The 21,575-nt window shown below is 34.7% G+C and carries 18 protein-coding genes; 7 read left to right on the forward strand and 11 right to left on the reverse strand.

Features of this window, described 5'->3' with window-relative positions:
* Positions 1–414: 414 nt before the first annotated feature.
* The 4 genes from pssD to RM573_RS04255 are packed head-to-tail and all read left to right on the forward strand — an operon-like array spanning position 415 to position 3,132.
* Entirely contained in the window at positions 415–909 is a 495-nt protein-coding gene (pssD, locus tag RM573_RS04240; RefSeq protein WP_311577776.1) for a PssD/Cps14F family polysaccharide biosynthesis glycosyltransferase, read from the forward strand.
* The gene (pssE, locus tag RM573_RS04245; RefSeq protein ID WP_311577779.1) at positions 906–1,358 is read left to right on the forward strand and encodes a PssE/Cps14G family polysaccharide biosynthesis glycosyltransferase; all 453 of its coding nucleotides are present in this window, start codon (positions 906–908) and stop codon (positions 1,356–1,358) included. Before pssD ends, pssE begins: the two co-directional genes overlap by 4 nt.
* A 39-nt stretch (positions 1,359–1,397) precedes the next feature.
* A complete protein-coding gene (locus RM573_RS04250; protein WP_311577783.1) occupies positions 1,398–2,258 on the forward strand; it encodes a glycosyltransferase family 2 protein in 861 nt (286 codons plus the stop codon).
* A complete protein-coding gene (locus RM573_RS04255; RefSeq protein ID WP_311577786.1) occupies positions 2,236–3,132 on the forward strand; it encodes a glycosyltransferase family 2 protein in 897 nt (298 codons plus the stop codon). Before RM573_RS04250 ends, RM573_RS04255 begins: the two co-directional genes overlap by 23 nt.
* A 72-nt stretch (positions 3,133–3,204) precedes the next feature.
* On the opposite strand, the gene RM573_RS04260 is transcribed toward RM573_RS04255, so the two are convergent.
* From RM573_RS04260 to RM573_RS04275, 4 genes are all read right to left on the reverse strand, one after another.
* Positions 3,205–4,494 carry an oligosaccharide flippase family protein gene (locus RM573_RS04260; protein ID WP_311577789.1) on the reverse strand — a complete coding sequence of 430 codons (1,290 nt, stop codon included), beginning with the start codon at positions 4,492–4,494 and terminating at the stop codon, positions 3,205–3,207.
* Positions 4,495–4,508: 14 nt separating this feature from the next.
* Complete coding sequence (locus RM573_RS04265; protein ID WP_311577792.1) at positions 4,509–4,970, reverse strand: adenylyltransferase/cytidyltransferase family protein; 462 nt, start codon at positions 4,968–4,970, stop codon at positions 4,509–4,511.
* A gap of 361 nt (positions 4,971–5,331) precedes the next feature.
* Positions 5,332–6,426 (reverse strand): glycosyltransferase, encoded by a 1,095-nt coding sequence (locus tag RM573_RS04270; protein ID WP_311577795.1) that lies wholly within the window; start codon positions 6,424–6,426, stop codon positions 5,332–5,334.
* Positions 6,427–6,485: 59 nt separating this feature from the next.
* Positions 6,486–7,640, reverse strand: a complete 1,155-nt coding sequence (locus RM573_RS04275; protein ID WP_311577800.1) for a CDP-glycerol glycerophosphotransferase family protein — start codon at positions 7,638–7,640, stop codon at positions 6,486–6,488.
* Positions 7,641–8,161: 521 nt separating this feature from the next.
* Between RM573_RS04275 and RM573_RS04280 the strand changes: the two genes are divergently transcribed.
* From RM573_RS04280 to RM573_RS04290, 3 genes are all read left to right on the forward strand, one after another.
* Positions 8,162–9,466, forward strand: coding sequence for an O-antigen ligase family protein (locus tag RM573_RS04280; protein ID WP_311577803.1), 1,305 nt, complete (start codon positions 8,162–8,164; stop codon positions 9,464–9,466).
* Positions 9,463–10,215, forward strand: coding sequence for a WecB/TagA/CpsF family glycosyltransferase (locus RM573_RS04285; RefSeq protein WP_311577807.1), 753 nt, complete (start codon positions 9,463–9,465; stop codon positions 10,213–10,215). Before RM573_RS04280 ends, RM573_RS04285 begins: the two co-directional genes overlap by 4 nt.
* A 159-nt stretch (positions 10,216–10,374) precedes the next feature.
* Entirely contained in the window at positions 10,375–11,277 is a 903-nt protein-coding gene (locus RM573_RS04290) for a Wzz/FepE/Etk N-terminal domain-containing protein (protein ID WP_311577811.1), read from the forward strand.
* 434 nt (positions 11,278–11,711) lie between these two features.
* On the opposite strand, the gene RM573_RS04295 is transcribed toward RM573_RS04290, so the two are convergent.
* The 7 genes from RM573_RS04295 to RM573_RS04325 form a co-directional block, all read right to left on the reverse strand.
* On the reverse strand, positions 11,712–12,941 hold the full coding sequence (locus RM573_RS04295) for a hypothetical protein (protein ID WP_311577813.1): 1,230 nt from the start codon (positions 12,939–12,941) through the stop codon (positions 11,712–11,714).
* A 35-nt stretch (positions 12,942–12,976) separates the two neighbouring features.
* Positions 12,977–13,756 (reverse strand): putative capsular polysaccharide synthesis family protein, encoded by a 780-nt coding sequence (locus RM573_RS04300; RefSeq protein ID WP_311577815.1) that lies wholly within the window; start codon positions 13,754–13,756, stop codon positions 12,977–12,979.
* 50 nt (positions 13,757–13,806) lie between these two features.
* On the reverse strand, positions 13,807–15,084 hold the full coding sequence (locus RM573_RS04305; RefSeq protein ID WP_311577818.1) for an oligosaccharide flippase family protein: 1,278 nt from the start codon (positions 15,082–15,084) through the stop codon (positions 13,807–13,809).
* A 57-nt stretch (positions 15,085–15,141) separates the two neighbouring features.
* On the reverse strand, positions 15,142–16,128 hold the full coding sequence (locus tag RM573_RS04310) for a sulfotransferase family protein (RefSeq protein ID WP_311577822.1): 987 nt from the start codon (positions 16,126–16,128) through the stop codon (positions 15,142–15,144).
* Positions 16,129–16,199: 71 nt separating this feature from the next.
* Entirely contained in the window at positions 16,200–17,465 is a 1,266-nt protein-coding gene (locus RM573_RS04315; RefSeq protein ID WP_311577825.1) for a glycosyltransferase, read from the reverse strand.
* 118 nt (positions 17,466–17,583) lie between these two features.
* Positions 17,584–19,128 (reverse strand): hypothetical protein, encoded by a 1,545-nt coding sequence (locus tag RM573_RS04320; RefSeq protein WP_311577828.1) that lies wholly within the window; start codon positions 19,126–19,128, stop codon positions 17,584–17,586.
* A gap of 391 nt (positions 19,129–19,519) precedes the next feature.
* Positions 19,520–21,547: a secretin N-terminal domain-containing protein gene (locus RM573_RS04325; RefSeq protein WP_311577831.1), complete on the reverse strand. Its 2,028-nt coding sequence runs from the start codon at positions 21,545–21,547 to the stop codon at positions 19,520–19,522.
* Positions 21,548–21,575 lie beyond the last annotated feature (28 nt).

Genomic DNA, 21,575 nt, shown 5'->3' on the forward strand with positions numbered 1-21,575 from the left:
CTAACAAAAAATGAAAGAATTAGGTACTGGTTTGTTGTTAACGACATAAACTTTAATTCTTCTTTGTTAAATTAAGAAGGTTATTTCTAACAAGAGCCTCAGTTCACCATAATGCAAAGAAAATTTTGTCATACATTCACTTGTTTACGTTAGCTTTAATGAGATTCAACTTAAACTAGTATTTAAACAGTAAAGGAGGTAGCTATATTTTAACGTCAGCAATAAACTTATCGCCAAATGTTCATAATTATTTCAGCGATAAATGTTTCCAGTTAATTTTCTTTAAGGTAGAATGCGATTCCTTCAAGCATTAGACAATTCTATTTAGAATGTAGTTTAATGTATTTTAAGATCTCTCTAGCTTTGATAATTTTAATTACATAATGATAAATGGATAGGAGCATTAATCCTTAAATGTTAAAAAATCGTCCCGAAGTAATACTTATGGTATATGGAAAGGGAGGTCATGCTGCACAGATGACACGCTTTATTAATGGCGCACCTGAAGAACTAAAAAGTATACCGTTTATTGCTTTAACTGACGTTAAATCAAAAGATAATAACTTTATTCGCCAGTTTTATTGTATAGAAGCACGTGATAAATTTTCTCACATTAAAAATATTATAACTTTTTTTCTGTACATCTTTTGGTCGCTAAGCCAAACCATTCGCATAATGCTCAAATACCGTGTAGTGTCTATGATTTCAACAGGTCCTGGAGTGGCTGTTGTTCCAGGAATAATTTGTCGATTGTTTAACATTAAAGTTATCTACTTCGAGTCTTGGTCTCGTGTTTTTACGCCGTCTCTTGCAGGAAAAGTTATGTATCATGTTGCTAATTTATTTTTTATTCAACATGAATCACTAAAAAAACATTATCCTAAAAGTCGCTTCTTCGGTAGATTATGAATATTTTTGTGACCGTCGGACATACTCATTACAATGCTTTATTTAAGGCAGTAAACGAGCAGTTATCACCAACAAAGTATCAAATTGTCAATCAGATTTCTGAAGGGACATACCTTCCTGACAACCATAAGTATTTCAAATACTCGACTCAAGTAGAAGATGAAGTAATTAAAGCTGACTTGGTTATTACTCATGCCGGTGCAGGATCTGTATTTCATTTATTAGAAATGGAAAAACCGACCTTGATTGTGCCTAATTTTGACCGAATAGATAACCACCAACAAGATTTAGCTGATTTTGTAATAAAAAATAATTATGCTTGTGTCTGCACTGATTTACAAAGGCTTGAGGAGTTTGTGGTAAAATCAATTAATACTCAATTTACTCCATATAAAAAAAATAACTTTTGTGGTTATGAGAAAATACTTGAAGTAATAAATGAGGCTTAATACACCAACGAATACGTGTTTTTATTAAATTAGCACATTATGGAACAATATAAATTTAGCATTATCATCCCTGCATACAATGAAGAAGTGTTGATCGTAAAAACACTTTCAAGCTTACTTGAAGATAATACATTACATACCATTGAATTAGTCGTTGTTTGCAATGCTTGCCAAGACAATACCCATACTAGAACAATATCATTCCTTAAAGAAAATGAATTATCCCTGCAACAAAAAAACATCAATTTTTTAGTGTTTGAAACGGACAAAGCGTCTAAAACGAACGCACTGAATTTAGGTGTGAGTAACAGCAAATCATCTATTAAAGTATTGATGGACGCTGATATTGAAATTAGTGGCAAAGACATTAATACACTCGTAACAGAGTTAAAAGATAGCCATTTAAAGGCCATATCCCCAAAGATCAAATTCTCTTTCAATAAGAGTGATTTTTTAGTGAGGCAGTATTATCGTGTCGCAAGCCTTTCTTTTTACAATATCAACCATAGACTGTCCAATGTCATCGCTTTGAGTGAAACAGGCATAAAACAAATAACTCCTTTACCTGAAATTATTGCCGATGACGAATATATAAGGCGGCAGTTTTTGCCATCTGAAGTGGCAGTATCTCAACAGTGTGCTTTAGTATTTACCTGCGCTAAAAACCTCAGTAATTTATTGCAAGTACTAACCCGAGTTGAACGTGGCAATGTTCAACTAAATAATCTAAAGATTAAAAAACCCGCTATCTACGCTCCAAAAGGATATAACAAGCCACCTTGGTTTTGTATGCCTACTTTTATTCTTATAAAATTAGTTGTCAAAATCAGAGCAAAACTTCAATTTATGCTGGGTAAAACTAAACAATGGGAAAGAGATGAATCCAACAGAATTAGCTAAAAATAGTGGTTTATCGTTACCTTTAGTCAGTGTCTACATTCCGACAAAAAATCGTCAAGCACTACTTGCTAATGCTATTGACTCAATTTTCCAACAAACTTACCCAAATATAGAAATACTTGTTGTTGATGATGGCTCTACCGATAATACCTTCGAATTTCTAACTCAACTAAGTAGTAAACATAACAACATTTTCATTTTTAAAAATAACGTCAGTAAAGGGGCTTGTATCTCAAGGAACATAGCTATCAAAAAGGCTAATGGTGAGTTTGTTACCGGACTTGATGATGATGATGTATTTCTGCCAAATAGAATTGCTAGCCTAGTATCGGCTTATGATGATAACTATGCATTTGTTTGCTCAAGTATGTATTGGGATTATGGTAAAAAAAAGCGAATAATTGATGCCAAAGAAGGACAAATAACCCTTGCACAGCAACTAAGTTACAATGAAGCAACCTCGCAAGTTTTAGTAAAAAAAGAGCGAGTGCTCAGTATTGGTGGTTTTGACGAACAATTTGTAGCTTGCCAAGATTATGACCTTTGGACCCGTTTGATGATTAAGTACGGCACGGCCTTTCGCATAGCTACTCCTACATATATTGTTAATGACACCGGTTCTTCACAGCGAATGATAGCGAATACTAACAGCGTAAAAGGCTATTTACAGTATTTTGATAAACATCAACACTTGATGAGCGATGCAAACCTAAAAAATCAAAAGTTTATGCGGATCAGACGTTGTAGAGAAGTATTATCAATGAAGGAATTGATTAAACAAATTGGCTCGGGGCATTTTTATAGTAAGTTGCGCTACTTTTTATCTTCTAACTTTAGATTGATTCAACAACTACACCAAAAGCATTATAAATAACACTTACTAGGTGCTCATCAAGTTTAGTGGACTTCCCAGACTTTTCTTTAAAACTACATTCGTTTAAAACATTTAAACTTTCTCAATCAACGAGTTTGCATTGGCACGTAGATATCTATTCCCCCAATAAGCCCGAAGAAAAAACACCAGTAACTCTACCAACAAGACGCATAGAGCGACAGAAAATGCCGTAGTATAACCGAGCAAATAGCAAAAACTCAGTAAACACAATTGTAATGCACCACCTAAAAATACACTTCTATTTGCCAAACTTACCTTTCCTAAAGCTCCCAACAAAGGGTAACCAAGCATAGTAGAAGGAGTAGTAAACATTAAGGTGATTAGAAAAATTAGTAATACTGAATTTGCATTGACAAATTCCTCACCGAATAAGAGCTCAAGTACCTGCTCACCTATAACAGAGCCTATCAATACACCGGTAAGACAACATAAAACCGCCCATTTCATGACTTTAAATAACAAGGAAAAGTTTCTATTTTTAAGCATGTTAGGATAGAGAGCCTGAGATAATGGAGCAAAAAAAGCTTGCGCTCCTTTGTACAGTTGTTCAGCCGCAGAATAATAGGCAACTTGGACACTCGTTCCCCAAAGCCCCAAGAAAACGGTCCCAGCCGCTGTATATGTACTAACTGCAGCGCGCGACCAAAAAAACTCCATTGACGCCTTAAAGGTTTCCAATATGCTCTGCCAACCAGGCCAAGTTGCGCGATACCCCAATTTATAAATTAAAACCAATCCTAATAAAGCTGCAGCACAATGAGTGATACCGTTAAATAGAGCTACGTAAAAGTAATCTTCTTTCGTTGCAACAAAAAACACTACCAGTAACAAAAAACTTAAACGCGAAAGTAAAGAGAAAAACGTTATATATCCCATTTTCTCAATACCATGAAAGAACCAAATAGGCTGTAAGGTTGTGCCCGCTAAAATTAAAATACTTAGTAGTAATAATTCCTTATGTTCAGCATATTGTTGGGTATTCAACGCATAAAGATATATAGTGGCGGACACTAATAAAAGCAGCAAGATCCTACAACAATAGATAGCGCCAACCACTTTGTTAATCTTTGAAACATCCCCTCTAATTTTACTGAGGACTACAGGAGCGTATAAAGAAAATCCATAATCGGTAATAACAAACCCTAATTGCGCGATCCCTAGACCAAAAGCAACTAATCCATAATATTGTGCGCCGAGTACATGGGTGAGATATGGTAATAAAATAAACGGCAGCACCATATTAGCGATTTGAATAACAAATAAAGCGCTAGCATTTTTAAATACCCGCTTCTGATCTTCTTGATCGTTATTTGCCGACGTGCTGCTTAGCCTTTCACTCATAATCATTCATTTAATTAAGAGAGGTTATCAACCAGATTAGAAATCACATCTAATGCTTTTTTAAACTCTTCTCTATGCTCCGAGCCAAGAATAGATAAATTCTGTTTAATTTTAGTACTCGATATCCCAGTTGTTCTGGGTAAATAAACCACCTCACAATGTGAGGATAAATGATCAAATTTTCCAAGCCAATCTTCGCCCATGCCCAAAATGTCTGCAGAATACTGTTCAATATCCCGCTCTTTTTGTTGCCAGTCATTTTCTGGAATAACCAAATCCACACATTTAAGCCCAGATATAATTTCAATTCTATCCTCAAAACAAATGCTAGACTGTTTATTTTTCAGCGCATTAAATTCGTCAGTTGAAACACCGACAATAAGCCTATCTCCTAACGCTCTCAATCTTTGTAATAATCGAAGATGACCAATATGGAATAAATCAAAGGTTCCATAGGTAATAACCGTTTTACTCATAATTAATTACTCTTTAGTACGGTTGATACAATAATGTTTCACTGGGCGATTAAAACCGAAACAATAGCACCAATTTAAAAGCCTAAAATACATCGTGATGCTCTTATAAGACCTATATTTTTCCTAAATTCGCAGATGTCACTGCCCACATTAGGCACCACCGGTAAAACTCGCGAATTTTATCATTAAAATAGATTTTTGTTCAATCCAATTCATTGAACAAACAAGTTTTATATCTGATTTTAAAAGTGGGTAATAAGCCATTGAATGTTACAGTAATAGATATCAATCCTGATAATTCAATTTTTCCGGTCTTTTCAAATATAATCAATCAAACATTAACCGCTTTACTCGATCTGTCTTATAGAAGGCTAAGATAATTTCTTGCTGACTGGCTCGTATGAAATTCACTTAAATCAACAAGTGGACAGAAAGGCGAATTTAATTGTAAAAGCATAGTATTTGCTAGAGCTTGGGTATCAGGGAACGCAACCAAAGCGGGTGAGTCATCGCCAAGTAACATTCTCGGTCCTGTTGGACAATCAAATGCGACGACAGGTCGCCCTAGTGCTATAGCTTCGGGTAAAACTATAGACAGCCCTTCCCATCTTGAAGACAAAACAAAAAGTGAGCTTTGGCGCATAAAATACCAAGGGTTGTCAGTATAACCAAAAAAATGTACCCGATGTCTGATTCCTAAAGAACGACTTAGTTCTTCCAAAGATTCCTGATCTTCGCCTTCTCCAAGAAGGACAAGGTCTACATCAGGTAAAGCAGTAGCTACTTTCTCAAACGCCGTAATAAGCAAGTCGAACCCTTTTTGCTCCGCAAGTCTTCCAGCCCCTAGTACAACTCTTTTATTTGAAGGCCAGCAACTGAGTTTATTTGGAGTACGCTCGCTAAAATTGAAAATATCAGCGTCGATAATCGGGTTTTTTATTGCTTTTACACAATGTTTTTTCGATTTTGGTACTGTGATTTTTAATTGTGCTGCTATTTCATCTGTTACACCAATGAAAGCATTTGCCTTGTAATACAAATACTTATATAGCTTTTTCGTATACCAACGTACGTCACCTTTGGATTGACCGGGTTCTAGTGGTACATGCCTTGTCACAAACCAAGAGTTATAGGGCTTTTTAAATAGTTGTGCCAAATGAGTGAAAATATTTCCTTGCTCTTTTCCCGATATAATTAAATCGAAGTGGTTTTGCTGAAGATATCGCCTGAGCTTTAGAGCTGACTTAACAAATTGAAAACGTCCAGTCGTCGCAAAACATACATGTCTAACCTTTATAGCGCCAGAAAGTTGCTGGGCTACAGGCACATCTTCAAATGTAATTATTGTGCAATTACTGCCATTTTGTTGCATTCCTTTTGCAAGTTGTACTGCATACCGCTCCACTCCGCCTTGGCCAAGATTGGGTATCACTATAGCGACGTTCTTATTTTCCATTATCTAATGTCTCATTGGTTTCATAAAAATTTAAGTTATTAGCCTACTTTCCCTACTAACTATTGCGTGAAATGCGCCACAATTCGCTTACTTGAATCATGATCTTTATAATCGAAGTATAAATCTTTAATACGTTCTCTGGCTTCGTTTGAATCTGTGATACTTTCATGATTTAAGAGAAACCGTTCTACTTGTTCCATCGTAGTCACAACGGGTCCATACACTACTTCATCAAAGGGCATATAAAACTCCCTGCTTTTATCCAAATAGTCATCTAAATCGTGAGCGAAATAACAAATTGGCCTATCCAGTAGAGCATAATCAAACATAATTGAAGAATAGTCTGTAATTAACCCATGAGTATGAGGGAGTATGCAATAAACATCTTTACCTGAATCGAGTAATTCAATATTGCTACAATCCTGAACACTTTTAACCAAAGACAGCGGTGTTAATGGGTGAAGCTTGAGAATCAAAATGGTGTTTTTTTTCGCTAGTTTTTTATCCAAACCAATAAAATCCCAATGTTGTTCTTTTATAAAGTGTGGAGCATGGTCACGCCATGTTGGCATAAAGATAAATGCTTTATCGTACGTTTTAACTTTTTTAATGAATTTTTGTTCATCGATAGATGACCAACGCATTTGCCATTTTGCACTGTATTCTTGATCCCAAAACAAAGGATCTAATCTAGGGTAACCAAAGTTTAAACATTGCTCTGCTGGAACGCGCAATGCGCTACTAAACGACATGTCGCTGACATGTTTAGAGGTAGAAACTAAGTTTTCATATACTTCATCATCTGGAGTATATAAAAATACTTTTCGTATAATATATGATAGCTTCTTATAGCGGTTTGCATTGGAGAACGATTCAACATCGTAGTGAATTTTTTTTAGTGGAACCCCATGCCAGAGATTTACCAACCACGCTCCTCCAGAAGCAACATAGTTTACATCAGAAGAACAGACATTAAAAAACCAATATTTACTTCGAAATGCCAGCCATATTCCTTGTATACTCCAGCGATAATAAGCTTCTGCACCTTTTGAACAAATATTACGACTATCTTCACGGCTTCCAGCTATCCATATTGCTCGAATATCTGGCGTATGTTCGACGGTATAACAATATAAATATTTTGAATTTCCCTCAAAGCCATAGGCCGAACCAAAAACCCAAATTTTACTATTCCTAGGGAAACATTTCCCCAAAAGATAAAGCAAACCAAATAGAGGAAGAAGAATAGTCGTTATGAGTTTCTTTATCAGATTGAAACGTGTGTTTTTCAAAAAGTTCACCAAAGTTCAGAATATAACTGGAAAAATTTAACTATGAAATGGTCGGCACCATTTGGGGCGCGATGTTAACAAATAATGAAATTTATTGATACAGGTAGTCACTGTAAAATATAAAGGGGGTTAAGCTACACCACCTAATGAAGTAAACATACAAGTTCGAACCACTACATTAATTTATATAGTGCAATTGAAATTATGAATTGCTCTCTTGATGTGCGAAGAGAAAACAACAATAAAATAAATTAATTAACTTTGTGATTTTAAACTGTTCAATATAAAATGTTCGCCAAAATCCATTTATGTTGTTTTTTGTTCATTTTACAATCAGGTTGAACACATTGATAGAACTCACAAATTTAAATCGAAATAGCTACACTTTCTCTAAATGAATATAATACATTGGCGACTTTTATTGCTGTTAAGGTATATTTCTTTTGAAAGTAAATAACTTATCAGTACATTATACTTTTTGGACCTTCCTATTACTTTTCCCTGCTCTTTCGTGGTTACCAGGAGGGGTTGGTACTGCGCAAAAATTGCTTCACATTAGTGTTTTTCTATTTGTTATTACCTTAGTCTTAATAAAAAAACCAGCTAAGCCTGATGCAAAAATGGTATATTTTCTTCTAGGCTATGTATTAGTTACTGTATCGTATTATATTTTTACGACCCTAGTTTTTACCACCCATTTAAGTTGGATGGATGTTACTGATTTCACTCGCCCTATCGTTTATTTAGTCTATTTATCAATCCCACTTTTATACCCCTTATCAGGTGAACAACTAAAAGCGCTAATGAAGTTTTTTATTATCGCTTGTGTATTACAAATAGTGTTTTCAGCTTTTGTATATTTTCCTGCATTGTGGGGTATTGCTGATTTATATAAAGGGCGCATGAGTGATGACATTGTTGTTTTCCACTTTTTTAGGTGGTCTGGTACCTATGGTTATCCATCAGATTTCGCATTCTATCTATCATTTTTTATTTATTATCAATACTTTAAATTGATAGATGCTAAAAATGAATTTAAATTTAAAGATTGGCTTTTTGTTGGCGTTGTTTTTCTTGCCTTAATTTTAACTTTATCAAGAGGAGGAATTGGCACAGTTATTATAATGCTTGGCCTAAGCTATTTGCTCGGTAGAGGTAAAAAAAGTAAAGCGGTTAATGCAACGCTAATTATAGTAATTGTTGCATCTATTACGCTGGTTACAAGTATCTCTCTGACATTTGAGAAGTCGAATATGCTAAAGCTTGATTATATAGAGAGTATGTTTGGTGGCGAAGAAAAAGACTCTTCAACCAATCACCGTGTCGTTGAAATGGAACTTGCTGTAGAATACTTTGAAAAATGCTTCCCTTTTGGCTGTGGCTCTAATCGAATCGAGCTTAAAAAGCGTATTAGTGTTATTGAAAGCCTTTATGGATATCAATTAGCAAAATGGGGGGCTATTGGCATAATATTATATTTTGTATTGTTATTTTGGATGGTTAACATTTTAAGATCGTCAGCAAAAACGCATGAAAAAGGGAGCTTTGAATCCATTTTTTCGTATGCAACTTTACTTTTGGTTTTGTCTATCCCTGTCGCTTTTGGTTTTTCTTCGGCTATGAGTGATAGGTTTAAAACACTCCCGTTGCATTATCTTTTTATAGGTTATGTAATCAACTTGCACGCAATAAAGAAAAGACAACAGAAGATTAATATTGAAAGACTTGAAGTTAAGGAAGTGAATTGAAACATAACATCATGAAGAAGTTAGATGATAAAATATCTACCAGCGTAGATTTTTCTTTAATTTTGTCTTCTATTGAAGACGAAAAGCAAACATTAGTTTCTTTTGTTAATCCATTTTCATATAGCGTATTATTAAAATCACCAGAAATTATTGATGGTATTGATTATTTTTATTCAGACGGTAGCTTGTTACAAAGACTCCACAATATTTTCCATCCAAAATCAAAAGTCGCTAGAGTTAGCTTTGATTACTCTTCCATAGCTGGCGAAGTATTTGAGTACGCGCAAAAAGCTTCAGCTAAAATAGCTTTGGTTGGAGGTACAGCTTCCGAAATACTAAAAGCTAAAGAAAATATTGAATCTTCTTATCCAGCTTTAGATATTACTTATGTTCGTTCTGGGTATTTCGATAATCAACAAGATAAGAATGAAGCATTTAAACTGATTGAAAAATCAAATGCAGATATATTAATCGTAGGAATGGGAACCCCCATTCAAGACCAATTTATTATTGATGCTAAAGATAACTGTCCAAACGTTAAGTTAATGTTTACTTGCGGAGGATTTTTAACTCAAACGTCAATTAAAACAGATTACTACCACCCACTCATAAAAAAATCTGGGTTGAGATGGTTACAAAGAATGGTAATGCATAAACATGTTCGTCAGCGCGTCATTAAAGATTATCCTAAATTTTTAATTTCCTACTTATATGAACATATTGCGATGCTAACATTTCGTAAAAGTTAAAAATAAAAGTTATTTAAAATGAGATACTACTCTTATTTTAACTCTATCAAGATCTGTTGTTTTTAATTAAATTTGTGTAAGAATAACTTTGTAATTTTTACACCTAAGAATTCACTCATAAATGGCGTAAATTAAGTGACAAAACAAGAAGAAAGTATAATGCAAGATGAAGAAGTAAATTTCAGTGAGTTATGGCGTACCCTCTGGAAAAGAAAAATAACAATTATTAGTGTGACCCTACTCTTTTCAGTCGCAGCTGTATTTTTTGCCTTGTCAAAACCTAATATATATAAAGCTTCAGTTATTCTAACTCCCGTCTCAAGTGATGGTGGGGCCGGGGGACTTGCGGCATTAGCAGGCCAATTCGGAGGTCTAGCCAGTATGGCTGGAATCAACCTAGGCTCAGGCGGTGGTGATAAAACAAACTTAGCATTAGAAATCATTAAATCACGTTCTTTCTTAGAGAATTTCATTGCCAATCATAATTTACTAGTGCCTATTATGGCTGCCACGGATTGGGATGACACTACTGATACATTAATACTTGATGACAACATTTATGATCAAGCTAATGATAAATGGATCAGAGATGTTAAAGCGCCGAAAAAGCCTAAACCTTCCCTATGGGAAGCTTATAAAGAGTTTTCTGACTTGCTATATATTGACTATGATAAAAAAGCGGCAACTATCATCATAGATATTGAGTACTACTCCCCTAAACTAGCCCAACAATGGCTTGAATGGTTAATAGCTGATTTGAACTCTTTTATGAGTAAGCAAGATTTTGAAGAAGCTCAAGCTTCAATTAATTATTTGAACAATCAATTAAATGGCATACAAGTCAAAGCGATGGAATCTGTCTTCTATCAATTAATTGAAGAGCAAACAAAAAACATGATGTTAATTAGTGTTAAGCCAGAATATGTTTTAAAAACTATCGACCCACCACAAGTACCTGAGGAAAGAGCGAAACCTAATCGTGCTCTTATTGTAATTTTAGGTACGATACTTGGGGGACTGCTATCGGTATTTATTGTATTACTTCAAAGACGTAACAGTTAATAAAACCAAGCGATTAGAAATACAGTCAAACTGTCTTGCACTGTATTTCTATATAAATGACTAACATACCCTATATTTATCACAATGACTGTCATTCAACGTGAGCAGTTATGTTGTTATATATTTTATCCCACATATCTCTTGCTTCTTGTTTAAACTTTCGAATATTGAGCAGTAAGGTATTATTGAGTTAGTTTATCTAACTAAGAAACCTCTAGGAAATTAGTTTCGTTTCATATGCGGTTACAGTTAGTGCTTTAAGCTCCTCATACTAAACTCAAACGCAAAATTATTCTCAGTGTTACCATGACCGATTTCTTCGTCTTAAAACAAACCGAAGTCAATTCATACTGAATTTTGTTGATCTAGTTTTAACTGCTGGCATGAGTCTTTTACACCGTTCCGTGGTGTCTAATCTTCAGAACTAAATGCTTTTATTTGTGTTCAACATAATTTTTAATGTACTGTAAGTTAATCTTAGTTAAATTATTTAACTGAGTTAGAGCTGCTCGAACTATTTCATTATTGCTAGTTTTCAATAACGCTAATTCAGTTTCACCTTCAAGTGTCTTCCAATAACCATAATTTTTTTCAATTAATTGTTTTTCGATGTGTAATATTTCTTGTTGAAGGTAACTAGCATCCTTGTATCTCCCTACTTTATCGGTCGTCAAAAGTATATAACGAATTACTTTTCGAAGTGCTGCATGATTTTCGTTGTTAGGAATTACAATATGAGAAACAGCAATATTAACGCCGTTTGTTTGAATATCTCCGGGAATATACTTGTTTAGAGACTCAAGCTCTTGGGTGAGATTGGCTTTGTTTAAAACAGGATTATTCATTACCAATAATGAGTTACCTTGGAGAGTAAATAGCTCTAACATTACACTAAAAATCCAAGATGAAGACAAATCGACAAAACCGTAAAAAAGGTAAGCCATTAAAGGATCTAAGTAATTATATTCAACATATACTTCCCCTGTAGTTATTTCAGCAGAGCTATTGATTATTAAAGAGTTATCAGCATTAAATGAATAGCCATTAGCTCCTGTTTGGTGATTTAGGAAATCAATAACATTCAAAAGACCTTTTTCAGATTTATTGCTTGTATTAATACCCGATTGACTTAATTTATCAGCCTTGTAGATAAACTCTCTAGAACCAAAAAAACTCACTAATAACAGTTCATCCCATTGTTGATTGTTATATAAATTTTTAAAGTTATTGGCTTTTTTATTTAATGCCTTAGCATTTAATAAGACTGAAATTAGTTTAGGATGATCTTTCAAAGCAATAATAGGAAAAACACCTGACCAATATTTTAACTTTTCAGTTTCATTATATAAATCAATCATCAATTGCATAAACCTAAGTCCCTGTTTATTTAAAACAGTCTGCTTTGGTTGGGCGATTATTTGAATTTCATCCGTAACAGAAAAGTCAAAATCCGCTAACAATGGCATACACTTTAATGGAATCGATAATAAGGTTTCTTTAGCAACATTGCTTTTTTCACAACGGATTGACAAATGTCCATGATCTACAATAAAGCTTAACTGATCACTAATGATTGTACCTGCGAGCAATAATTCATCAAGCAGTTCTCTAACTATCGCTATCGCTTTGAGATTTTCACCTTTAATCTTTACTTTTTTCGGCATCTTTTACCTTTAATTTTGAATAGATAGTGGAGAAGTTAAAAAAAATGTTGATAAAATTTACTTATTTTAATAGTTTTTTCGATATTAGAAGGCAATTGATAATGCTGTCTAAACTGCTTATAAAGCTCAGAATACCACTTATTTTCGCTATTATTGTCCTTAAGAAGGACTAGTTTATGTCCAATAAATTCTTCTATAACTGAAGTTAAATCATCAAGTTTATCGATACTAATGCAAAGTACAGATACCCCTTTATTATCGATTAAGCTATAACCTAATTCCTTATTAAATGCCTTTGAATAAATATCAACGCCTGTCATTGGTTTAAACTCTTTATCAAACCAATTTAACGGATAAAAATGATCAAATTCTTCATTAAACACTTTTTCTAAAAGTAGTTTAGGTTGGCTACGAGTAGGCAAAGGAGTTCTTCTGGTATTTAAACAATTCGTGTGAACGGAAAACAAATAAGCGTCTATATCATGAAAAAACATCGACTGGTTTCGCGCTATAGGCTCACGAACCAAAGTAATAATTTTTGTATGAGCTCTGCGTTTGAAAATTATACGGTGAATGAAGTCCGATATTTCTCGCTCTAAAGTATAAAAAATAGCTCTAAACCCAAACTTATTAAGTCCTTTTTGCCGAATAACACAAGTACTATTTTTCGAGTAAAAAGCATGAATATGTAAGCTACCAGCAATAGCATTTTCTAAAGTTGTTGAACCAACTTTTCCCATTTGGTAAATAAAAATAGTGTTAGGATCAGCATAACGCTGACATTTTTTTAGCTGCCGTTTAATATACCTTTTCAAGATACTCAACACCCTACTTGTGTCCTAATGAATAAACTAAATGAAAAAAGCTAGCGTAATTTATATATGTGTTTATTAACAAAATATAAACTTACTAAATTAAGCGAAATCATCGATATTGATGTTACCCATGCCGACGCTATTACACCATAAATAGGTACAAATAAAAATAAAGCAACAGAAGTAAACAACGCAATAAAAATCATATTTCTACGATGTATTATTTCATGCCCCGTCATCACTAACATAGAAACAACTGATCCTGTCGATAAATTAAACCACTGCCCAACGGCCAAAACTATTAAAAACGGTGCTGCTTCATAGTATTTCTCCCCAAATAGCACAACTAAATTTTCCGCAAAAAAAGCCACAAATAAGAGCATGAGTGAAGCAAGTAAAATAAGTAGCTTGGTAGTTAACTTGGCTAGTACTTTAAACTCTTTTAACTGGTTATCACCATATAATTTTGCATATCGAGGTGCAGTGATCATATTGATAACCACCAAAGGATAAGATAATAATAATGATATTTTTAACGCAACACTATACAAACCAACATCGTCTAAACTAGCATATTTAGCCAAAACCAATACTCCTAGCTGTTGAGCAATTAACGATGCAATTGAACTTACAAATAATACCCTACTCACAGATAAAACATTAACAAAACCAGACGACTCCAATGAGGAAAACTTAAAAAAAGCAGTGCCAACCCTTAATTTTATTTTTATTAAAATGAAACTAATTATAACCGCTATCAATGTTGAATAAGCCAAAATGGTTAGCACAGTAAATGCTGATAAAGACTCAATATGCAAACAAATCCCCAGCGCTATGCAATAAGTAACAATGCCTGTAAAAAGTAAACTTAAAAGTGGATATTGTTGGCCTTTCAAAACACTACTGTTTACTCCTAACCATGTTTGAAACGCAGTTAGCACAATGATTAATGGCAACATATCTATTAGTTGAGGCGTCGCTAATAACGAAGTAAAAATAACATTTGCAAAGCCCCAAAATATAACACATACCATTACTAAATTTATGAGGGTATAAACAATAATATGTTGATATAGCGGAGCAATTTGTCTTAAACCTACCTGAGCAAAACCTTTAACAATAGCCGGCTCTAAACCTTGCTTTGCGATAGCGACAATAAATAAAATACAAGTCAGAGCTAAATTAAGTAAACCAAACTCTGTCAGTGAGAGTTTTCTGGCGATGTATACATGAAAACAAAACCCAATAAACGCTGAGAAAAGTTTTAGTACTAATAAAACACTACCTTTACCAAATAAATATCGTAGTGAAAGCGTATTATCTGTCATTATCTAACCCAAAAAAGCATTTAGGAAATTTACACCAAGCAATAGGATTAATAAGCGCTAAAACCATTTAGCTAAGATATCTTGTTTAAGTAACTCATTTATTTCTTTCATTTCTTCCAAAAAATAACCATCAAGAAACACTTTAGTACTAGGATGTATCCGCGCGGGTTGCTTTTCAATTAACGGATTAATAGTACTATACACCTTATTTGCTAGCCTACCGAAAAAGTGAGGCGAGTAAACTTGTTTATTATTATCTTCCTTCTCCGTAGAACTAAAGTAATTAATGTAGTTATTGTCATTATTACTTCGAAATAACCGCGTTTTTAATAAATGTAATTTGATGTACTTCGGAATTCTTGCTTTATTTTGATGTAACTCCAAAGCACTTTTAGGTAACTTTTCTACATCTATATTCAAAAACTGACAAATTTCATCAAGTACTTTTACTTTATTCGTTAAAAAGTCTTCAAACAAAACTACTTTTACTTGCTCTTCGGCAAAATAACTAAACAATACCTTTAATTGCTTTACATAGGCGCTTCGTTCCAATAAAAGTTGAGGTTGGTATTGCAACATGTCTTCAAAACTAAACATAGCTCGGCCAGCTTTAACCATATGCCAATAATGAGAATAAGTGCGGGCCGTTGGTTGCCTTAGCATGATAATAAGTTTGATTTTTTTATTTTGTTTACTTAAACGTTGTAGGGCTAATTCTGAATTAATATAGGTGGTAGAGTCTTCGCCTATCAACTGATTATTACTCGCTCCTGAAAATTGCTGCTTATACCATTGCCAATATACTTCAGGTTCATTATTTAAATTTTGACAATGCCAGAACTGTTTATCAAAAGTATTAAATTCAGGATGCTGAATTAAGTTGTCCATATCAAAAAAATGAAGTTCTTTTTCTGGCATATAAACATCTGGGTGCTGGTTTAATATAGCATGAAGAGTTGTCGTGCCTGACTTCATTGCACCAGCAATTATAAAGTCAGGTAAATCGGTATCGTTCGGCGCAAGCCATGGTTCAGAGTTATGCATAAAATAAAGCTCAGACGAGTGAATATAGTTCGAGTTGAACATTCACAGCTATAAATGAATTATTAACAATTTTAACATGATAACTGGTAAAGAATATCACGTAAATTTTGATTAAGTGTGTGATTGTCAGCCATAAATTCAACCCTGTCTCTCGCGTTTCTAACCAGCTGTTCGACTACATTCTCTTTATTGTTGTAGATTAAGGTTAATTTTTCCGCTATCGCCTGGGGATCTTTCTCTGGAACCAACAAGCCATGTACTTCATTTTCAATAAGTTCAGGTATACCACTGTGGAATGTTGACACAACCGGGACACCAATAGCCATTGCTTCCATTAATGTAACAGGAACTCCTTCCATATCACCATCAGACGCAGTAATGCTTGGCTGAAGATACACATCAGCCTTTCGCATAAAGTCCGCAACTTGCGTTGAAGAGCAAGCGCCAACAAAATGAACAACATCTGCTAAGCCTAACTGTCTCACCAGCAGTTTTAGCTCCGTTTCTAGTTCTCCATAACCTGCTAAATCGTAGTGTACTTTAATCCCTTTAGGTAAATGCGTTAAGCTCTGTATCGCATATTTTAGACCCTTTTTATCGGTAAAACGTGCAACGGTATAAATTTTTAATAGTGCTGGTGAACAACTTTCGTGTGTTTCATGTGTTAGTCGTTTTCGGTCAATATTTCCTTTGTACGAAAACTTTTCTAAGTTGATCCCCATTCTCTGGACGTAAATTTTATTTAATGGGCAACCCAGTTTAACCAGCTTATCTTTCCATAATTCGCTAATAGGTAGCAATAACTCCGTTTCTTTAAAAAGTTTGTGGTAGTCGTTTGAGTAGCGTGATAAGGATTTAGTGTCAGAAATTTCATGGCCATGGAATATAGTGGCTATTTTGCTCTGTATTAACCCCAGCCTTTTTAACTTATTCGCGAGTATACCGTTATAGCCAAAATGACATACTGCTACATCAAAATTTAGTACGTTTGGCAACTTAGCCGCAATTGCAGCAAGTAACAAACTTTTTCCTTGTCGACCATAGTTTTTATCAAGCGATGCGAAAATCACCGGAAAACGTGACGGAGTTATTATGCATTTACACAAACACCCTATTCTATAAAAAAATTGCTTATATTTAGTTTTAGGTTCATCTAACAGGTAATGTGTTTTTTCATCAAGGTTATATTGAGCGATGTCTGCTAAAAGTGTACCGTCGCCTTTATGTAAAGAGATAATTGTTATATCGCACCCTAAATCAATTAATCCAATAATTTGATTCAAAACGAATGTTTGAGAACGCACTGGGAATTGGTCAACGAAGATGGCTACTTTCATTTGTATGGTATTTCAATAAGAAAACAATCATGTTTAGGAACGTAATGGTAAAAATAAAAAAGCGAGCCTAAGCTCGCTTTTTTTATTCAGTCTTTATAGACAGCTTATTAATCAATGATTAGTTAGCTGAACCGTGTTGACCGAAAGTACCAACAAAACCACGGTCTTGCTCATCTTTCACTTTGTAAGCAGCGTATACTGTTACGTCAGCAGCAGGAACGTTAGTTGTAATTTCAATCGCAACCTTACCAGAAGTTACACCAGCGTCAGCTTTAATTGCATTAATAACAGCATCACGAATATTCATCACACCACGTGAAGAAGAACCAACAACAATTGATTCAGACCATGCAGTAGATACACCTTCTAACATGTAGCGAACAGAAATATCACCTGTTTGTACACCAGTGTTAGTATGACGCATAATAACAGCAGTGTTATCATCAAATGGCATGTAAGGTACTGTTACAACAGAACCATTTAAGTTCCATTCACCTGCAGATTTAGAACCCGTTGACATGCTAATTGTATTAGGAGCAGCTGTTGCATCTTTAGCAGTAATAGAAACTGAGTAAGGAGTTTCATTTAACACTGCTGCGCCTGTAACGTTACCTTGTACAGGGAATAAAAACTCACCAGCAGTATCAACATCACCAGAAACAGCAGCAGTAATTACTGTTAATGTATCCATATCTGCATTTAAAGTAGTGCTTGTTAGAGTATCATCACCAGTACCAGTGTAGAATCCACCGCCTAAGTACGTTTGTACTTCTGCAGCTGTAGCAGCTTTACCATCATCTGATGTATTAGCAGCAGTTTCTAACCATGAGAAATCACCAGAAAATACATATTCAACAGTAGCTGGTGTGATTATTGTACCTGTAGCATCTAAACTAACTGCAATAGCTAAAGTATCTTGGTTAAGAACTTCACCAGTATGCGCATCATCAGCATTTAATGCTAAAGATTTTCTGTCAGCAGAAACATCGATAATACCATCCATTGAATCTACTACTGTAGCAGAATACTGTGGCACTAAGTCAGCAACAACAACACCTGATGACACATCAAAGTCAGTTCCTGAAGTATTTGTTGCAAACGCATCGTAAGTAACTTCAGTAGACGCCGATAAGCCAGTTGCATCTAAGTTGATACCAGTAAGATTTAAAATAACATAACCAGCACTAGTACCTGCAGTAACGGTAAAACGAACCGCTGTAGCAGTTATATCTAATACATTAATGGTTAATACACCAGACGCATCAGTAAGAGTAGGAGATAAAGAAGTTGCAGTATCAATCTGTGCACCAGAAATATTAATTGTGATTGTATCACCGGCTTCATAACCACCAATACCAGCAACTAAAGATGCATTAGCAGGAACGGCTACATTTTGAGCTGCTTCAATACTACTTGAAGTTGGAGTTGTAACTAAAGTTTCAGCTATTACACATGTTGCACCAACAGCAGGAGTAGTATTAGTTGTACCTGTGGCTTCATATACACCGTCAACATTTGACGCTGTATCATCAACTACCGCATCACCATTACAGGCAACAGCTGCGCCATTAGCCACTTCAGTTACAGATGTTACAACAGTACCTGCATTAGCAAAGCCAGCAATACCAGCGATACTTAATGCTAAAAGAGTTTTTTTAAACATTTTTTGTTTTCCTTTGTTTCATGAAACTGAGTTAATAAAATCATTTTTATTTTCTCAAATTTTTATTTACGTTAAAAATAATAACACTTAGGCCGTCGCCTAAAGCGACTTCTAACGCCAGTAAGTTTACGCAGTCAATTTAGCTTGTCAAATATTTTCACTAATAATAATCATAAATAACAAACTAAACATGCTCAAAACAATCACTTGTACATTATTCGAACATCAAAGTACATAATACTCACTTATGCAAACCGTACCCCACATTTTAATACATTTCAAGCGTAATACCTTAAAAAACTTCACTTAAATGCGCTTTTTTTGAGATTTATTAAAAATAGGTAAGCTATCTTACATGATAGCGACATAATTCAAATATTATTAATTAAAATTAATTTTCAAGCTGCAAAGATTTAAACGATTGCATAAATTGTGTTTTGATGTCTTCCCACTCGTTTACTGACTCTATAATCCTTGGTGTAACAAGCACTACAAGCTCTGTTTTAGTTGTAGAATCTTTTTGTGAATCAAACAACTTACCGACCAGAGGAATACTGGAGAAAAATGGCACACTTGAGTCTGATTTAGTTTTATTCTCTTTAATCAGCCCTCCTAGCACAATGGTTTGTCCACTCTCAGCGATGACTTCAGTTTGAATGTTACGCTCAGAGATAACTGGTGAGCCTGCGACAGAAACACCACCATCGGCCTGTCCAGTTGTCTGTTGATCAATCTCCATAATAATGACACCTCTTGCGTTTACTGTTGGAGTAACGCTAAGAGAAATCCCCGTATCTCTATATACAACGCTGGTTCTACTCGTGCCGTTAGCATCGAAAATAGTTTCACCAACCGTTGGAATAGAGTCACCCACATTAATAGAAGCAGTTACACCATCTCTGACTAGAAGGGATGGCCTCGACAACACATTTACATTTGAGTTGGATTGAAATAGCTCTAAAGATACTTGACCCCGAGTGCCAGACAGTACATAACTTAACCCTGATGTACCTGAGGTTAAATTAAAACCACCTACTTTCGCCGCGCCTAAATTACTTAAACTAAATTCGACACCTGACTTAAACTCATCAGATAAGACAACTTCTGCAATCATAACTTCTAATACGACTTGTTTTGGCAGTACATCTAAGCGATTTATCAAAGGCAATAATTGTTGATATTCCTCTCCTGAAGTGAAAAATATAATAGAGTTAGCTCGCTCATCTACTACCATTTTTATATCTGCCGAGCTAGCACTTCTAACACGACGTCTTTCATTTGTCGTATTTTGGTTACTTGCAGAAGTAGAGTTAGACACTTCATTAAAACCACCACCGATCAATGCTTCTAAACTTTCCCCCATATCGACAGCTCTAGAGTATTGAGGTTGATAGATAAAATATTGTTTGTCGGCACTCAATATTGGCTTATCGATTTGTTTCAACCAATATACCGCGCGCTCAATCACTTGCTGATTATTGGCAAAAAAGATCAATTTACCTTGTTTATCTAATTCTACCACCGATAAAGCAAGTTTTGGTGAACTACCTACCGATAAGCCTTCTTGCCCCAATAATTCAGTTATTTTACTTATTAAATCTTTGGTAGGTAAAAACACACCTTGATAAATACCAATTTGTCTATTTTGCAATGCAGGCTGATCCATTATCTGAACAAGCTCTAATGCTTTTACCACTTCTTTACGTTTACCGCGAATAGTTAAGCTGTTTCGTTGCTGATCAGGAATAGCTGTAACCCCTAACAATTGTCGTAATGTATTAGCTAATGATATTTGCATTCCATATTCAAACGGCACCATTTGTATTATCTCTAATGACGTTTGTGGCACATCATTAGGGTTTTTCCCGTAACCATATGCAAAATCACCTTTGCCCGCTGTTCCGCTATTTTTGTGAATATAAAAAATATTATCATCAACGCGCAAGGTATAGTTTCGTTCAATAAGTAATTCTTCGGTTAAGGTAAAAAGCTTGCGTGCTGAGATTGGCGTCTGTAAATTTAACGTCACTGATTGATTATCATTTTTAAGCTCATCAGCTACTATATAACTCACTTTTAGTTGCTCACCAAACACATAATGCAAATAATCAGTTAGCGCTAAAGAATCAGCGGCAATGGTTAACTCAGCACTTTCACTAAATCGTTTTAATATATCCGTCGCCGTTGTAGCTTGTTTAGTACCGAGTTTCATAGGCGCGACAAAGCGAAACTCTGGCGATACAGGTTCCTGTGCTGTTCTGTTATTGGCTAACAATTCAGCATTACTTACCTCTAGTGCAGTTGTGGTATTTTTTAAATATGACTCTTTTATCGCCATAGGTTGTTTTGGTGCACTTGTACAGGCACTAAGTATCAGTACGGTTAAACAACTTATACAAAAAACATTTAATTTTTTCATTTATTTACTTATTCGTTAGGTTTTACAT

The organism is Thalassotalea castellviae, from assembly GCF_031846185.1.
Taxonomy (GTDB): Bacteria; Pseudomonadota; Gammaproteobacteria; order Enterobacterales; family Alteromonadaceae; genus Thalassotalea_H; species Thalassotalea_H castellviae.

Bases quoted from the DNA above. Each gene is read 5' to 3' on its own strand.
- RM573_RS04260 (WP_311577789.1), bottom strand. From the start codon at position 4,494: ATGAGTGAAAGGCTAAGCAGCACGTCGGCAAATAACGATCAAGAAGAT.
- RM573_RS04265 (WP_311577792.1), bottom strand. From the start codon at position 4,970: ATGAGTAAAACGGTTATTACCTATGGAACCTTTGATTTATTCCATATT.
- pssE (WP_311577779.1), top strand. From the start codon at position 906: ATGAATATTTTTGTGACCGTCGGACATACTCATTACAATGCTTTATTT.
- RM573_RS04310 (WP_311577822.1), bottom strand. From the start codon at position 16,128: ATGCATAACTCTGAACCATGGCTTGCGCCGAACGATACCGATTTACCT.
- pssD (WP_311577776.1), top strand. From the start codon at position 415: ATGTTAAAAAATCGTCCCGAAGTAATACTTATGGTATATGGAAAGGGA.
- RM573_RS04270 (WP_311577795.1), bottom strand. From the start codon at position 6,426: ATGGAAAATAAGAACGTCGCTATAGTGATACCCAATCTTGGCCAAGGC.
- RM573_RS04315 (WP_311577825.1), bottom strand. From the start codon at position 17,465: ATGAAAGTAGCCATCTTCGTTGACCAATTCCCAGTGCGTTCTCAAACA.
- RM573_RS04320 (WP_311577828.1), bottom strand. From the start codon at position 19,128: ATGTTTAAAAAAACTCTTTTAGCATTAAGTATCGCTGGTATTGCTGGC.
- RM573_RS04255 (WP_311577786.1), top strand. From the start codon at position 2,236: ATGAATCCAACAGAATTAGCTAAAAATAGTGGTTTATCGTTACCTTTA.
- RM573_RS04295 (WP_311577813.1), bottom strand. From the start codon at position 12,941: ATGCCGAAAAAAGTAAAGATTAAAGGTGAAAATCTCAAAGCGATAGCG.
- RM573_RS04250 (WP_311577783.1), top strand. From the start codon at position 1,398: ATGGAACAATATAAATTTAGCATTATCATCCCTGCATACAATGAAGAA.
- RM573_RS04325 (WP_311577831.1), bottom strand. From the start codon at position 21,547: ATGAAAAAATTAAATGTTTTTTGTATAAGTTGTTTAACCGTACTGATA.
- RM573_RS04305 (WP_311577818.1), bottom strand. From the start codon at position 15,084: ATGACAGATAATACGCTTTCACTACGATATTTATTTGGTAAAGGTAGT.
- RM573_RS04290 (WP_311577811.1), top strand. From the start codon at position 10,375: ATGCAAGATGAAGAAGTAAATTTCAGTGAGTTATGGCGTACCCTCTGG.